The sequence below is a fragment of the Streptomyces sp. NBC_00691 genome (assembly GCF_036226665.1).
Taxonomy (GTDB): domain Bacteria; phylum Actinomycetota; class Actinomycetes; order Streptomycetales; family Streptomycetaceae; genus Streptomyces.
This window is the reverse complement of the sequence record NZ_CP109007.1, coordinates 2,869,952-2,883,995: the sequence shown is the minus strand read 5'-3', so window position 1 is coordinate 2,883,995 and position 14,044 is coordinate 2,869,952. Positions and strand designations below refer to the sequence as shown.

The 14,044-nt window shown below is 71.7% G+C and carries 12 protein-coding genes; 5 read left to right on the top strand and 7 right to left on the bottom strand.

All coding sequences use genetic code 11. From position 1 onward, the window contains the following. Positions 1-92: 92 nt before the first annotated feature. Both OG392_RS13025 and OG392_RS13020 read right to left on the bottom strand, forming a co-directional pair. A complete protein-coding gene (locus OG392_RS13025; RefSeq protein ID WP_329278808.1) occupies positions 93-1,112 on the bottom strand; it encodes an aspartate-semialdehyde dehydrogenase in 1,020 nt (339 codons plus the stop codon). Positions 1,113-1,215: 103 nt separating this feature from the next. Further along, complete coding sequence (locus OG392_RS13020) at positions 1,216-1,758, bottom strand: CGNR zinc finger domain-containing protein (protein ID WP_329278806.1); 543 nt, start codon at positions 1,756-1,758, stop codon at positions 1,216-1,218. A gap of 149 nt (positions 1,759-1,907) precedes the next feature. Between OG392_RS13020 and OG392_RS13015 the strand changes: the two genes are divergently transcribed. From OG392_RS13015 to OG392_RS13000, 4 genes are all read left to right on the top strand, one after another. Next, entirely contained in the window at positions 1,908-2,816 is a 909-nt protein-coding gene (locus OG392_RS13015) for a pyridoxamine 5'-phosphate oxidase family protein (RefSeq protein WP_329278804.1), read from the top strand. 92 nt (positions 2,817-2,908) lie between these two features. Next, a complete protein-coding gene (locus OG392_RS13010; protein WP_443054764.1) occupies positions 2,909-3,508 on the top strand; it encodes an HPP family protein in 600 nt (199 codons plus the stop codon). A 9-nt stretch (positions 3,509-3,517) separates the two neighbouring features. After that, complete coding sequence (locus OG392_RS13005; protein ID WP_329278802.1) at positions 3,518-3,985, top strand: NUDIX hydrolase; 468 nt, start codon at positions 3,518-3,520, stop codon at positions 3,983-3,985. A 158-nt stretch (positions 3,986-4,143) separates the two neighbouring features. Then, positions 4,144-5,295 carry a serine hydrolase domain-containing protein gene (locus OG392_RS13000; protein WP_329278800.1) on the top strand — a complete coding sequence of 384 codons (1,152 nt, stop codon included), beginning with the start codon at positions 4,144-4,146 and terminating at the stop codon, positions 5,293-5,295. 4 nt (positions 5,296-5,299) lie between these two features. Here OG392_RS13000 and OG392_RS12995 read toward each other — a convergent pair whose 3' ends face one another. Together OG392_RS12995 and pepN are read right to left on the bottom strand one after the other, a co-directional pair. Then, positions 5,300-6,304, bottom strand: a complete 1,005-nt coding sequence (locus OG392_RS12995) for a hypothetical protein (protein WP_329278798.1) — start codon at positions 6,302-6,304, stop codon at positions 5,300-5,302. Positions 6,305-6,517: 213 nt separating this feature from the next. Continuing rightward, complete coding sequence (gene pepN / locus OG392_RS12990) at positions 6,518-9,079, bottom strand: aminopeptidase N (protein WP_329278796.1); 2,562 nt, start codon at positions 9,077-9,079, stop codon at positions 6,518-6,520. A gap of 161 nt (positions 9,080-9,240) precedes the next feature. Here pepN and OG392_RS12985 point away from each other — a divergent pair, with 161 nt between their 5' ends. Further along, on the top strand, positions 9,241-9,876 hold the full coding sequence (locus OG392_RS12985; protein ID WP_329278794.1) for a mycothiol-dependent nitroreductase Rv2466c family protein: 636 nt from the start codon (positions 9,241-9,243) through the stop codon (positions 9,874-9,876). Between the two features lie 140 nt (positions 9,877-10,016). Here the strand turns inward: OG392_RS12985 and OG392_RS12980 are convergent, their stop codons facing one another. The 3 genes from OG392_RS12980 to OG392_RS12970 all read right to left on the bottom strand — a co-directional run bounded on the left by OG392_RS12980 (position 10,017) and on the right by OG392_RS12970 (position 13,799). Next, positions 10,017-10,661, bottom strand: coding sequence for a superoxide dismutase (locus OG392_RS12980; RefSeq protein WP_329278792.1), 645 nt, complete (start codon positions 10,659-10,661; stop codon positions 10,017-10,019). Between the two features lie 228 nt (positions 10,662-10,889). After that, entirely contained in the window at positions 10,890-12,308 is a 1,419-nt protein-coding gene (locus OG392_RS12975; protein ID WP_329278790.1) for an amino acid permease, read from the bottom strand. A gap of 117 nt (positions 12,309-12,425) precedes the next feature. Then, on the bottom strand, positions 12,426-13,799 hold the full coding sequence (locus OG392_RS12970) for an amino acid permease (RefSeq protein ID WP_329278787.1): 1,374 nt from the start codon (positions 13,797-13,799) through the stop codon (positions 12,426-12,428). Positions 13,800-14,044: the final 245 nt, after the last annotated feature.

Here is a 14,044-nt window from a genome sequence, read left to right as displayed (position 1 = left end):
TTTCCCAGGGCGAACACGGGGCGTTTCCCGCGGCGAACGCACGAGGGCGGTCACCCGTCCCCGGATGACCGCCCTCGTACCGTTCCGGGGTGTCAGGCGCCCTTGAGCTCGGCCGCGACCAGCTCCGCGATCTGCACGGCGTTCAGCGCCGCGCCCTTGCGCAGGTTGTCGTTGGAGAGGAAGAGCGCGAGACCGTTCTCGACGGTCTCGTCCACGCGGATGCGGCCCACGTACGAGGCGTCCTTGCCGGCCGCCTGGAGCGGGGTCGGGATCTCGGAGAGCACGACGCCCTCGGCGTCCTTGAGCAGCTCGTAGGCGCGCTCGACGCTGATCGGGCGGTCGAAGCGGACGTTCACCTGGAGGGAGTGGCCGGAGAAGACCGGGACGCGCACGCAGGTGCCGGAGACCTTGAGGCCGGGGATCTCCAGGATCTTGCGGGACTCGTTGCGGAGCTTCTGCTCCTCGTCGGTCTCGAAGGAGCCGTCGTCGACGAGGGAGCCGGCCAGCGGGACCACGTTGAACGCGATCGGGCGCTTGTAGACGGTGGGCTCGGGGAACGCGACGGCCTCGCCGTCGAAGGCCAGCCGGTCGGCGGTCTCGGCCACGGCGCACGCCTGGTCGCGCAGCTCGGCGACACCGGCCACGCCCGAGCCGGACACGGCCTGGTAGGTGGTGGCGATCAGCGCGGTGAGGCCGGCCTCCTGGTGGAGCGGCTTGAGGACCGGCATCGCGGCCATCGTGGTGCAGTTCGGGTTGGCGATGATGCCCTTGGGGCGGTCCTTGATCGCGTGCGCGTTGACCTCGGAGACCACCAGCGGGACCTCGGGGTCGCCGCGCCAGGCGGAGGAGTTGTCGATCACGACGGCGCCCTGGGAGGCGACCTTCTCGGCGAGGGCGCGGGAGGTGGCGCCGCCGGCGGAGAAGAGGACGATGTCCAGGCCGGTGTAGTCGGCGGTGGAGGCGTCCTCGACCGTGACGCCGTCCACGACGGTGCCGGCGGAGCGGGCGGAGGCGAAGAGCCGCAGCTCGTCGAGGGGGAAGCTCCGCTCGGCCAGGATGCTGCGCATGACTGTGCCGACCTGACCGGTGGCTCCGACGATTCCGACCTTCACGGGGACTCCTCCGTACGTATGTGCAGGTTGCTGCCGGTCCATGATGCGTATGTCCCGGGTCGCCTTGTCCAATCCATTGTCCAAGGGACGGGACGAACGAGGGTCAGCTCTCCTTCGTGCGCGCGTAGTGGCGGGAGGCCTTGGCGCGGTTGCCGCAGATCGCCATCGAGCACCAGCGGCGGGTGCCGTTCCGCGAGGTGTCGAAGAAGTGCAGGATGCACGCCTCGTGGGCGCAGGCCCGGATCCGGTCGGGGGCGGTGCGCAGCAGGTCGAGGTAGTCGCGGGCGGCGGTCCAGCCGGGGCCCCAGGCGGGGTCGGCGAACTCGGGCCGCTCGCCGGGGCCCTCGGCGGTGAGGGTGGCCCGGATGCGGCCGTGGCCGAGGACGGCGTCGAGGCGGGCGGTGGCGGCGGGGTCGCCGGGGTGGTCGACGAGCGCGGCGAGCGCGTCCCGGGCGGTGAGGGTGTGGCGCAGGGTGGTGGCGTCGGCGGTGAACCGCTCGTCGAGCCCGTTGGCGGCGAGCCAGACGGTGAGCCCCTCGACCCCGGCGAGCAGGTCCTGCCGGACGCCGTCCTCGTTCCAGCGGGTGTTGAGCAGGTCGAGGGCGACGGGCTCGCCGACGAGCGGCCGTGGGTCGATCGCGGTCATGACGGGAACCCTTCTCGATTGAACTAACCCCTCAAGAGTACGTGAGCGGTTGACGCTCGTCGTGACTAACCACTAAAGTGGAATTGAGAGGTTAGCTCGAAGAGGTCGGTCGCACCAGGAACGGACCCGCACCCCAAGGAGGAACCGCCATGCGAGCCCATACCCCGCACCCCGTGCCGCCCGCCTACCACCGAGGCTCCCGGGCGGTCCAGGCCCGCGTCGGCGTGCGGGAGTCGGCCGAACACGTGGCCCGCTCCATCACCCCCGGCATCCGCCCCGTCGCCGCCGCCTTCCTGGAGGCCCAGCCGATGCTGATGATCGGCGCGGCGGACCACGGCGGCCGCGTCTGGGCGAGCCTGCTCACCGGCGCGCCCGGCTTCACCCGCGCCACCGGCCCGCACACCGTCTCCGTCGCCGGCGGCGTCCCCGCGTACGACCCGCTCGCCGACGCGATCACCCCCGACGGCACGCCCGTCGGCACCCTCGCCCTCGACCCCCGCACCCGCCGCCGCATGCGCCTCAACGGCACCGCCCGCCCCAGCGCGCGCGGCTTCACGATCGAGGCCGAGCAGGTGTTCTCCAACTGCCCGAAATACCTCCAGAAGAGAGAGTGGTACGGCTCCGATCCCACCCGTCCCGGAACCGGCACCGTCCGGCACGGCGAGGAGCTCACCCCCGCCCAGCTGCGCCACGTCCGGGCGGCGGACACCTTCTTCGTGGCCAGCGTCGCGTCCGACGGGGTCGACACCAGCCATCGCGGGGGCAACCCCGGGTTCGTCCGGGCCGACGGGCCCCGCGAGCTCAGCTGGCGCGACTACCCGGGCAACGCGATGTTCCTGACCCTGGGGAACCTGGAGTCCGACGGGCGCGCGGGGCTGCTCTTCCTCGACTGGGAGACCGGGGCGACCCTGCAGCTCAGCGGTCTCGCCCACACCGAGTACGGCCCCGGGGGACGCGTCGTCCGCTTCCGTGTCGAGCGCACCGCCGAGACCCCGGCCGGCAGCCCGCTGCGCTGGTCGCCCCCGGAGTACTCCCCGGCCAACCCGGCCGCGGCCTGACGGCACGCCCCACCGGCGCGGCCCTCGGACCCGCCCCGGCCCGCTGCCCCACGCTCCCGTCCACCCGCCGACCCGACCCCGAGGACCGCTCCGTGACCACCACCCCGGCCCCCGAGAACACCCTGCCCACCGAGACCGAGACCGAGACCGAGACCGGGACCGCCGCCGGAACCGCCCCCTCCGCGATTCCGGCGGCAGCCGCGGTCCCGCCCCGACGCCCCGGCCCGCCCCCGCGCCCCCGGCCCCGGATCCTCCTCGGCTCCACCGCGGGGAGCGTCGCCGCCCTGCTCCTCCTGGTCGCCGTCGGGACCGCGCTCGATCAGCCCCTGCTCGTCCCGCCGCTCGCCGCGAGCATGGCCCTGGTCGCCGGCGCCCCCGACCTGCCGCTGTCCCAGCCGCGCTCGGTCGTCGGCGGCCAGCTGCTCTCCGCCCTCACCGGCTTCGCCGTGCTGACCGTGGCCGGGCCCGGCCTCTGGGGCGCCGCCGTCGCCGGCGGTCTCGCCCTGGGCGTGATGACGCTGGCCCGGACCCCGCACTCGCCCGCCGCCGCCACCGCCGTGATCGTCGCCCTCACCGCGCCTCCCTTCTGGTCGTTTCTCGGCCTTCTCGCGCTCGCCTGCCTCCTGCTCGTCGCCGTCGGCCTCGGAGCCGCCCGTGTCACCGGCCGGACGTACCCCGCGTACTGGTTCTAACCTCTTTCCATGAAGCAGGAGTTGAGGGTGGCGGCCTACGCCGTGTGCGTACGGGACGGACAGCTGCTGCTGGCCCGATGGGTGGCGAAGGACGGCACCAAGCGGTGGACGCTGCCGGGCGGCGGCATGGACCACGGCGAGGAGCCCGTGGCCACCGTGGTCCGCGAGGTGGAGGAGGAGACGGGCTATCTCGCCGAGCCCACCGCCCTCCTCGGTATCGACTCCATCCGCCGCGGCTGGCTGCGCCGCCTCGGGGGCCCCGGAGACTTCCAGGGCCTCCGGATCGTCTACGAGGCCCGGATCACCGGCGGCGCGCTGCGCAACGAGACCGGCGGTTCCACCGACCTGGCCGCCTGGCACCCCCTCGACACCGTTCCCGGCCTGCCCCGCGTCGGCCTCGTCGACATCGGCCTCGACCTGTGGCGGGAGCGGCCCCCGGCCGGCCGCTCCCGGCTCGCGGATCCCTCGATGACCTGAGGACCGGAGGACCGTACGGCCGAGGACCGGACGTACGGCGGAAGATCGGCCGGAAACCGCTCAACCGGTGCGACCCCGCTCAACCCTCCCGCAGTGCCCCGCGGTCCTCACCGCCGACCGCAGTACACGCACCGCGGCAGAGTCTCAGGGGAGCCCGCATGTCAGCCGTACGCACGACCCGCACCGTCCTCGCAGCCGTCCTGGTCGCCGGACTCACCGCCACGGCGCTCGCCACCCCGGCCCTGGCGGCGTCCGCTCCGACGGCCCCGGCGCGTGACCACACCGCCACCCGCGCGGCGCTGCAGGCCGCCGTCGACGCGGGGGTGCCCGGTGCCGTCGCCCAGGCGCGGGACGGCCGCGGCGACTGGACCGGCACGGCCGGCGAGCGCGGCGGCGACGACCGCTTCCGCGTCGGATCCATCACCAAGACCTTCACCGCCACCGTCCTCCTCCAGCTCCAGGCCGAGGGCCGGCTCGACCTCGACGACCCGGTCGAGAAGTGGCTCCCCGGTGTCGTCCGGGGCAACGGCCACGACGGCCGCAGGATCACCGTCCGCCAGCTGCTCAACCACACCAGCGGGGTCTACAGCGTCACCTCCGACCCCGGCTTCCAGGAGAAGATCTTCGGCCCCGGCTTCCTGGAGCACCGCTACGACCGGTGGACCCCGCGCCGGCTCGTCGACATCGCCATGACCCATGCCCCGGACTTCGCCCCCGGCACCGACTGGAACTACTCCAACACCAACTACGTGCTCGCCGGGATGGTGATCGAGAAGGTCACCGGACGTCCCTACGGCAAGGCGGTCGAGAACCGCATCATCAAGCCGCTCAAGCTCCGCGCCACGAGCGTCCCCGGCACCGATGTGCGGATGCCGAGGCCGAGCTCCCCGGCCTGGTCCACGCTCTCCGCCGACCCGGGCGCGCCGGTCCACGACGTCAGCCGGCTGAGCCCCACCATCGCCTACGCGGCCGGCGAGATGATCTCCGACTCCAACGACCTCCAGACCTTCTACCGCGCCCTGCTCAAGGGCCGACTGCTTCCGAAGGCCGAACTGAAGGAGATGACCACCACCGTCCAGGTGTCGCCCGAACTCCCCGGGACCGGGTACGGGCTCGGGCTGATGAAGCAGAAGCTGAGCTGCGGAAAGGAGATCTGGGGTCACGGCGGCGGCATCCACGGTTCCTCCTCCGAGGCCCACGCCACCCGCGACGGCGGGCACTCCCTCGCCATGAACTTCAACGCCGACTGGACGGGTGACAGCACCGCCGTGCTGGAGGCCGAGTTCTGCGGCGTCACGCCGAAGAGCTGACCCCTCACCGCGGCAGGACGACGACATACGCGGCGGGCTGCCGGTCGGACGCGGCCATCAGGGCCGTCCGCACCACGGTGGCCTGCTGGTCCATCGCCTCGCGCAGCTTGCGCGGGGTGAGGTGGACGACCGTGATGCCGAGCCGCTCCAGATGCTCCCGCTTGCGGGTGTACTCGGACCAGAGCGCGTCCTCGTCCTGCCGCGGCGCCCGGGTGTCCAGCTCGACGGCGACTGCCTGGTCGGGCCAGTAGGCGTCCACCCCGCCCAGGTGCGGGCCGCCGGGCAGCCGCAGGTCCACGTTCCACACCGGGTCCGGCAGGGCGAACTCCCGCACCATCTCGTACAGCCGCTCCTCGGAGAGCGAGCGCCCCTCGGCGAGCAGCGTGTCCACCGCGTCCACCACGTGCGGCCGGGTGAGGAGCCGGGCGCGGCTCAACTCACGTACCACCGCACCCGGTTCGCAGTGTCCGCCGCGCACCGCCTCGGTGAGCAGGCCGCGTACCGTCTCCGCGTCCGGGAGCCCGGACACCGCGTCGGCGACGGCGCGGGCGACCGGGGCGACGGGCACACCCGTCAGCTGCACCGGCTCGGGGGACTCGGTGGCGCGCACCACCCGCACCCAGCCGGTGGAGCGCAGCCGCCGGGTGCGGGGGACGAGGACGTCGATCCGGTCCAGGGCGGTGAGCGGGGGAGCGGAGGCGAAGCGGTGCAGGGCCAGCGCGGCGAGTCCGGTGATCATCGCGTCGGGACCCTGCGGGGGGACGGCCCCGCTCCTGCGGGCGTAGAGAAGCGCGGCGTGGAGCCGGTCCTCGCTGGTGGGCGGCCCCGCCTGGAGCAGGAAGACACCGGGAAGGAGCTGCTGCCAGGCACCCGGCCGGCAGTGTGCGGCGACCTCGCCGGCGGGGATGCCCTGGGCCCTCAACTGGTCGGCGGAGGCGAGACGTTGTGCCCGGCCGGTGTGGGGGGAGAGGGGGAGGGGGCGGGGGGTGATGGGGGTGTTGTGGTTCATGCCGGGGGTCTTCCGCTCCCGAAGGCCGCCCTAACCCCTGTTACACGCTCGTCGACAATTGAGGACAAGCCCGTCCTAAAGTACGCGCGTTCGAGTGCCGATGAGGGGCGCGCCCGGACCCGGAAGGCCCGATGAGGACCGCGCCGTGGTCCGGACGGCCCCGTGGGGGCCGCGGACCGGAGTCCGCGGCCCCCACCGGGCCTTCCTGGGGCGTCAGCCCGCGAGGCGGTCGCGGTCCTGCGCCCGCAGCGCGCGTGCCAGGTCGTCCCGCGATTCGAGGACCAGCCGGCGCAGCGCCGGCGCGGCAGCCTCGTGCGCCGTCAGCCAGGCGTCCGTCGCGTCCAGCGTCGCCTCGTCGTCCTGGAGCCCCGGGAACAGGCCCCGGACGACGTCCATGCCGATCTGGATCGACCGCTCGGCCCACAGCCGCTCGATCACCGCGAAGTACTTCTCCGCGTAAGGGGCGATCAGTTCGCGCTGCGAGGGCTGCGTGAAGCCCGCGATCGTCGCCTCGACGAGCGCGTTCGACAGGGTGTCCGACTCGACGACCTGCGCCCAGGCCTGCGCCTTGACGGCCGCCGACGGCCGCGAGGCCAGCAGCCGGACCTGGTGGCGCTTGCCCGTCGCCGTGTCGTCCCGGCTCAGCTCCTCGCCGATCCGCGTCTCGTCCGCGTCGCCGTGCGCGGCGAGCGGCGAGAGCAGCGACCAGCGCAGCTCCTGGTCGACGTCGAGACCGTCGATCTTCGCCGTGCCGTCGAGCAGCCCCTCCAGGAGCTGGAAGTCGGCGTCGGACGAGGCCGTCGCGGCGAAGAACCGCGCCCAGGTCAGCTGGTGCTCGCTGCCCGGCTCGGCCACCCGCAGCTCGCGCAGGGCGCCCTCGGCCAGCAGCCGCCCGCCCTCCTCGCGCCACGCGGGGGCCGCGTAGTGGGTGACCGCCGCCTTGCCCCAGGCGTGCACCATCTGCAGGACGCCGATGTCGGTCTCGCGGCCCGCGAAGGCGAGGACGACGGAGACGAAGTCCCGGGCGGGCATCAGGGCGTCGCGGGTGAGGTTCCACAGCGCCGACCAGCACAGGGCACGGGCCAGCGGGTCGGTGATGTCGCCGAGGTGCGCGCGCAGCGTGGCGAGCGAGCCCTCGTCGAACCGGACCTTGCAGTACGTGAGGTCGTCGTCGTTGACGAGGACCAGGTCGGGCCTCTCCGCGCCGGCCAGGTCGGCGACGACGGTCCGGGCGCCGGTGATGTCGGCCTCGGCACGCGCGTACCGGACGAGCTGCCCGTCGGAGAGCCGGTAGAGGCCGACGGCTGCGCGGTGCGGGCGCAGCTCGTCGCCCTCCTGGAGGACCGCGAGCTCGGTGATCCGGCCCTCGGCGTCGTAGGTGACGGCCGGCGTCAGGGTGTTCACGCCGGAGGTCTGGAGCCAGGACTTCGCCCAGGCCCTCATGTCACGGCCGGAGGTCTCCTCCAGGATCGTGAGGAGGTCGGCGAGCCGCGTGTTCCCGTAGGCGTGGCGCTTGAAGTAGCGGCGCGCGCCCTCCAGGAACGCGTCCCGGCCGGCGTACGCGACGAGCTGCTTGAGCACCGACGCGCCCTTGGCGTAGGTGATGCCGTCGAAGTTGAGCTTGGCGTCCTCCAGGTCACGGATGTCGGCCGTGATCGGGTGCGTGGACGGCAGCTGGTCGGCGCGGTACGCCCAGGCCTTGCGGTTGTTGGCGAAGGTCACCCAGCTGTTGGTGAAGCGGGTCGCCTCGGCGAGCGAGAAGGAGCCCATGAAGTCCGCGAAGGACTCCTTCAGCCACAGGTCGTCCCACCACACCATGGTGACGAGGTCGCCGAACCACATGTGCGCCATCTCGTGCAGGATGACGTTCGCCCGGCGCTCGTACGCCGCCTGCGTCACCTTGCCCCGGTAGATGTACTCCTCGCGGAAGGTCACCATGCCCGGGTTCTCCATCGCGCCGAGGTTGTACTCGGGGACGAAGGCCTGGTCGTACTTCCCGAAGGGGTACGGGTAGTCGAAGTTGTCGTGGAAGAAGTCGAAGCCCTGCTTGGTGACCAGGAAGACGTCGTCCGCGTCGAAGTGCTTGGCGAGCCCCTTGCGGCACATCGCGCCGAGCGGGATCTCCAGCTCGGTGCCGTCGGCCAGCGTCCGCGTGTACGAGTCCGTGACGTAGTGGTACGGGCCCGCCACGACACAGGTGATGTACGTGGAGACCGGCGCCGTCTCGGCGAACCGCCACACGCCCTCGGCGTCCCGTTCGCCCGCGCCGTTCGACCAGACCGTCCAGCCCTCGGGCGCGGTCACCGCGAAGCGGTACGGGGCCTTGAGGTCGGGCTGCTCGAAGGTGGCGTACACCCGGCGGGCGTCGGCCGGCTCGTACTGCGTGTAGAGGTAGACCTCGCCGTCCTCCGGGTCGACGAAGCGGTGCATGCCCTCGCCGGTCCGGCTGTAGGCGCACTGCGCGTCCACCACGAGGGTGTTCTCGTCGGCCAGACCGTCGAGCGCGATCCGCGAGCCGTCGAACACGACCGCCGGGTCGAGGGAGCGCCCGTTGAGGGTGACGGCGGACACGGACGGGGCGATCAGATCCACGAACGTGCTCGTGCCCTCGCCGGTGCGGCGGAAGCGGACCGTCGTCTCCGAGCGGAAGGTGCGCACGGCCTCGGCCGAGTCGCCGACCGCCGAGCGCAGGTCGAGGACGACCTCGTACCCGTCGACGGACAGCAGCTCCGCCCGCTCGTGGGCCTCGTCGCGGGACAGGTTCTCACCGGGCACGGTCACTCCTTCGTGGCACGTTCGAAACAGCACCGATCTTCCCATGTGCGGCTGTCACCCGGGACACGGGAATGCCGTCGGGCGTTCGGGGGTTCCCTCCTTTCGGCGCACCACCGTCGTCTTTCCGCCTTTCTTTTCGCCACGGCGTACCGAGGAGTGACATGTCCGAGAGCAGGACCACCGCCGACTTCTACTTCGACCCGCTGTGCCCGTGGGCCTGGATGACCTCCCGCTGGATGCTGGAGGTGGAGCAGGTCCGCCCGGTCGACGTGCGGTGGAAGGTCATGAGCCTGGCCGTGCTCAACGAGAACCGCCTCGACGAGGTCCCCGCCGAGTACCGGGAGATGCTGGAGACCCAGGCCTGGGGCCCCGTCCGGGTCGTCGTCGCCGCCCAGCAGCTGCACGGCGACGAGGTCGTCGGCAAGCTCTACACCGCGCTCGGCACCCGCTTCCACAACAACGGCGAGGGCCCGACCCGCGAGGCGATCGCCGGCGCCCTGAGCGACGTCGGCCTGCCGGAGGACCTGGTCGAGTACGCGGACAAGGACACCTACGACGCCGAGCTGCGCGCCTCCCACACGGAGGGCATAGAGAAGGTCGGCCAGGACGTCGGCACCCCGGTCATCGCGGTGCCGGGCGCCGACGGCGACGAGGTGGCCTTCTTCGGGCCCGTCGTCACCCCGACCCCGCGCGGCGAGGCGGCGGCCCGGCTGTGGGACGGCACCCTGCTCGTGGCCTCGACGCCGGGCTTCTACGAGATCAAGCGCACGCGGACGGCGGACCCCAGCTTCACGTAGTCCGCGCGGCCGCTCCGGCCCATGGAAGAACCCCCGTGATTCACGTCATCACGGGGGTTCTTCTTTCATCCGCCCGCACGTGAAGGTTGAGAAGACGATCACGAGTGGGACGTCGGAGGGAGCCGGCCGGGCTCAGGCCCTCAGAAGGAGATCAGCGGTACGGAGGCCTTGGCGGCGTGGTAGCGCCTGCTCACGTCCTGCCAGTTGACGACCTGCCACATGGCCTCGATGAAGTCCACCTTCTGGTTCTTGTACTGCAGGTAGAAGGCGTGCTCCCAGGCGTCGAAGACCAGAACCGGGACCGAGCCCTGGCCGACGTTGCCCTGGTGGTCGTAGACCTGCTCGACGATGAGCCGGCCGCTGATCGGCTCGTACGCGAGGACGCCCCAGCCGGAGCCCTGGGTGGTCGCGGCGGCCTTGGTCAGCTGGGCCTTGAACTTCGCGAAGGAGCCGAAGGACTCGGTGATCGCGTCCGCGAGGTCACCGACGCCATCGGCGGCCAGCGGCTCGCCGCCGCCCCCGTCCTTCGGGCTGTCCATGTTGTTCCAGTAGATGGAGTGGAGGATGTGGCCGGAGAGGTGGAAGGCCAGGTTCTTCTCCAGGCCGTTGATCGCGCCCCACTGGTCCTTGTCGCGCGCCTCCTCGAGCTGCTCCAGGGTGTCGTTCGCGCCCTTGACGTACGCGGCGTGGTGCTTGTCGTGGTGCAGCTCGATGATCTGCGGATTGATCACCGGCTCCAGCGCCGCGTAGTCGTACGGCAGCTCCGGAAGTGTGTAGATCGCCATTGCCGAGCCCCTCACCTGACGTCTTATTGCAACCTGTATGCAAGTGCAGGCTAACAGCAGGTGCGTGTCGTAGTTGATCAGCCCTTGGTCCTAGGCCGGTCCGGGGCCGGTCGTTCACACCTACGGAGGTGCGCGGCGCGGAGCCCGCCCGCAAGCGGCGCGGCACAGCAAGGCGCCCCGTGGAGCGTCGGCTCCACGGGGCGCGGTGTCAGGTCGGGCGGTACGGGCTCAGGACTCCTCGGCCACCGGCCCGCGCAGCCTCTGCCGCACGAAGCCGACGGCGGCGAGCAGCAGCGTGAGGCCACCGGTCCAGTACAGCTGCACCCGCGTGCCCTCCTCGCGGGCCATCAGGACGAAGATCGCCGCCATGCCGGCGAGCGCCACCCAGGTGAGCACCGGGAAGGCCCACATCCGCACGACCAGCTTCTCGGGCGCCTCGCGCTCGGTACGGCGGCGCAGCACCAGCTGGGAGGCGGCGATGAAGAACCAGACGACCAGGATGATCGCGCCGATCGTGTTGAGCAGCCAGACGAAGATGTCGTCCGGACGCCAGTAGCTGAGCAGCACGCAGGCGAAGCCGAAGACGGAGGAGACGAGCACCGCAGGGCGGGGGACCCCGCCGAAGGTGCGGCCGAGCGCCTTCGGGCCCTGGCCGCGCGAGACGAGCGAACCGGCCATGCGGGAGGCGCCGTAGATGTTGGCGTTCATCGCCGACAGCAGGGCGACGAGCACGACGACGTTCATGATCTGGCCGGCCGCAGGGATGCCCAGGTGGTCGAGGGTCGCGACGTACGGGCCCTTCTCGACGACCGCCTTGTCGCCCCACGGGACGAGGGTGACGATGACCGCCATCGAACCGATGTAGAAGAGCGCGATCCGCCACATCGCCGTACGGACCGCCTTGGCGACGCCCTGCACCGGGTGCTCCGACTCGGCCGCGGCGATGGTGACCGTCTCCAGACCGCCGTACGCGAAGACGGAGGCCAGCAGACCCACGATCAGGCCCTCGGAGCCGTGCGGGAAGAAGCCGCCGTCGCCGGTGAGGTTGGTGGTGCCGGGGGCGTCCGTGCCGGGCAGGACGCCGACGATCGCGAGGACGCCGATGCCGAGGAAGAGGACGATCGCGCCGACCTTGAGCGCGGCGAACCAGAACTCGAACTCGCCGAAGTTCTTCACGGCCGCGAGGTTGGTCACGCAGAAGACCAGCATGAAGAGCGCGACCCAGGCCCACTCGGGGCTGTCCGGGAACCAGCCGGTCATGATCTTCGCGGCGCCGATGCCCTCCAGACCGACGGCGACGCAGAGCAGGAACCAGAAGGCCCAGCCGGCGGTGAAGCCGGCCCAGGGGCCGAGAGCCCGCTCGGCGTGGACGGAGAACGAGCCGGAGGCCGGGTTCGCCGCGGACATCTCGCCGAGCATGCGCATCACCAGCATCACGAGGATGCCGGAGATCGCGTAAGCGATCACGATCGAGGGCCCCGCGGCGGCGATACCGGCGCCGGAGCCGACGAAGAGCCCGGCGCCGATGACGCCGCCGAGGGCGATCATCGAGAGATGGCGCTGCTTGAGGCCGTGGGTGAGGCCTTCGGCGGTCGCGGTCGCGCCGTCCTTGCGGTCGGCCGGCGCGGGCGCGGTGGTCCGAGACATGGGCGAGCCCTGTTCACTAGCTGAGACGGGGGAGGGAGCCCACAGTCTGTGGGCCACCACCGCTCACAGGGAACGGATGTCCGCTATACGGGCACGACCTTCACACAAGGTGAAGATCTAACCTCGCTTCGTGCGCAGCTCCCGTGCCCAGGCCACCAGCAGCACCGCCCCGGTCGCCGCACCCGACCACAGCACCTGCGGCCGGGCCGCGTCGTCGGAGAGCATCAGGACCAGGACCGCGCCCATCGCGGCGAGCGCCACCCAGGTCAGCCACGGGAAGCCCCACATCCGCAGCGTCAGCGTCTCCGGGGCCTCGCGCTCGATCCTGCGACGCAGTCGCAGCTGCGAGACCGCGATCAGCGCCCAGACGAAGAGCAGCACCGCGCCGACGGCGTTGAGCATGTAGAGGAACACCGAATCCGGCCACTTCAGATTCAGGAGTACGGAGACGAAGCCGAAGGCCACCGAGGCGAGCACCGCCCGGCGCGGCACCCCTCCGCCGGAGACCCGCAGCAGCCCCTTCGGCGCCTCACCGCGCTCGGCCAGCGAGAACACCATCCGCGAGGAGCCGTACAGATTGGCGTTGAGCGCCGAGAGCAGCGCCACGAACACCACCACGTTCATGATCTGGCCCGCCGCGGGCACCCCGATCGCGTCCAGGACGGCGACGTACGGCGACTCGCCGGGCTCCATCGACGTCCAGGGCAGCAGCGTCACGATGACCAGCATCGAGCCCACGTAGAAGAGGAGGATCCGCCAGACCGCGCTCCGCACCGCCCGGGCCACGTTCCGCGCCGGGTCGTCGGACTCGGCCGCCGCGATCGTGACGACCTCCAGACCGCCGAAGGCGAAGACGACGGCGAGAACCCCGGAGATCACGCCCGACCAGCCGTTCGGCAGGAACCCGCCCTGCCCGGTCAGGTTCGCGAGCCCCACCGGGTCGGTGTCCGGCAGCCAGCCCACGATCGCCAGCGTGCCGAGCACCAGGAAGAGGACGATCGCGCCGACCTTGAGCGCCGCGAACCAGAACTCGAACTCGCCGAAGTTCTTCACGGCGGCGAGGTTGGCCAGGGTGAACACGACCATGAAGATCAGCACCCAGCCCCACTGCGGGACGCCGGGCACCCAGCCGCTCGCGATCCGCGCCGCGCCCGTCGCCTCCACGGCGAGGACGACGACGAGCAGGAACCAGTACAGCCAGCCCACCGAGAAACCGGCCCACCGGCCGAGCGCGCGCTCGGCGTGCACCGAGAACGCCCCCGAGGCGGGCATCGCCGCCGACATCTCACCCAGCATCCGCATGACCAGCATCGCGAGGGCGCCGGCGATCAGATACGAGACCACGATGCCGGGCCCGGCGACGGCGATGCCCGCGCCGGAGCCGACGAAGAGCCCGGCGCCGATCACCCCGCCGAGCCCCAGCATCGTCAGGTGACGCTGCTTCAGACCGTGGGAGAGGGGCTCCGGTTCGGAGGCGGGGGAGTCGTGCATGTGGGGGCTCGTGCTCTCTGACGGTTTATGGAGACCCCACAGTCTCTCCAGTGAACGACCCCTGGCGCAAAAGGGACCTCAACGCACGAGTTCCCAGTGACAAGCGTCACGTGGCGAGAGGCGCGATCGGCAGGGTTTGTTCGATCTCAACGAATCAGCCGGCCGTCGCTTTGTCGGCGGCTGACGGTGATCGAGCGTTCACTCCTGGCATACCGTCAAGGCGTCCCACCCACCCTCACCCCCGC

Coding starts and splice junctions, on each gene's coding strand:
- OG392_RS13020 (WP_329278806.1), bottom strand. CDS start 1,758: ATGACCGCGATCGACCCACGGCCGCTCGTCGGCGAGCCCGTCGCCCTC.
- OG392_RS13015 (WP_329278804.1), top strand. CDS start 1,908: ATGCGAGCCCATACCCCGCACCCCGTGCCGCCCGCCTACCACCGAGGC.
- OG392_RS13005 (WP_329278802.1), top strand. CDS start 3,518: ATGAAGCAGGAGTTGAGGGTGGCGGCCTACGCCGTGTGCGTACGGGAC.
- OG392_RS13000 (WP_329278800.1), top strand. CDS start 4,144: ATGTCAGCCGTACGCACGACCCGCACCGTCCTCGCAGCCGTCCTGGTC.
- OG392_RS12995 (WP_329278798.1), bottom strand. CDS start 6,304: ATGAACCACAACACCCCCATCACCCCCCGCCCCCTCCCCCTCTCCCCC.
- OG392_RS12985 (WP_329278794.1), top strand. CDS start 9,241: ATGTCCGAGAGCAGGACCACCGCCGACTTCTACTTCGACCCGCTGTGC.
- OG392_RS12980 (WP_329278792.1), bottom strand. CDS start 10,661: ATGGCGATCTACACACTTCCGGAGCTGCCGTACGACTACGCGGCGCTG.
- OG392_RS12975 (WP_329278790.1), bottom strand. CDS start 12,308: ATGTCTCGGACCACCGCGCCCGCGCCGGCCGACCGCAAGGACGGCGCG.
- OG392_RS12970 (WP_329278787.1), bottom strand. CDS start 13,799: ATGCACGACTCCCCCGCCTCCGAACCGGAGCCCCTCTCCCACGGTCTG.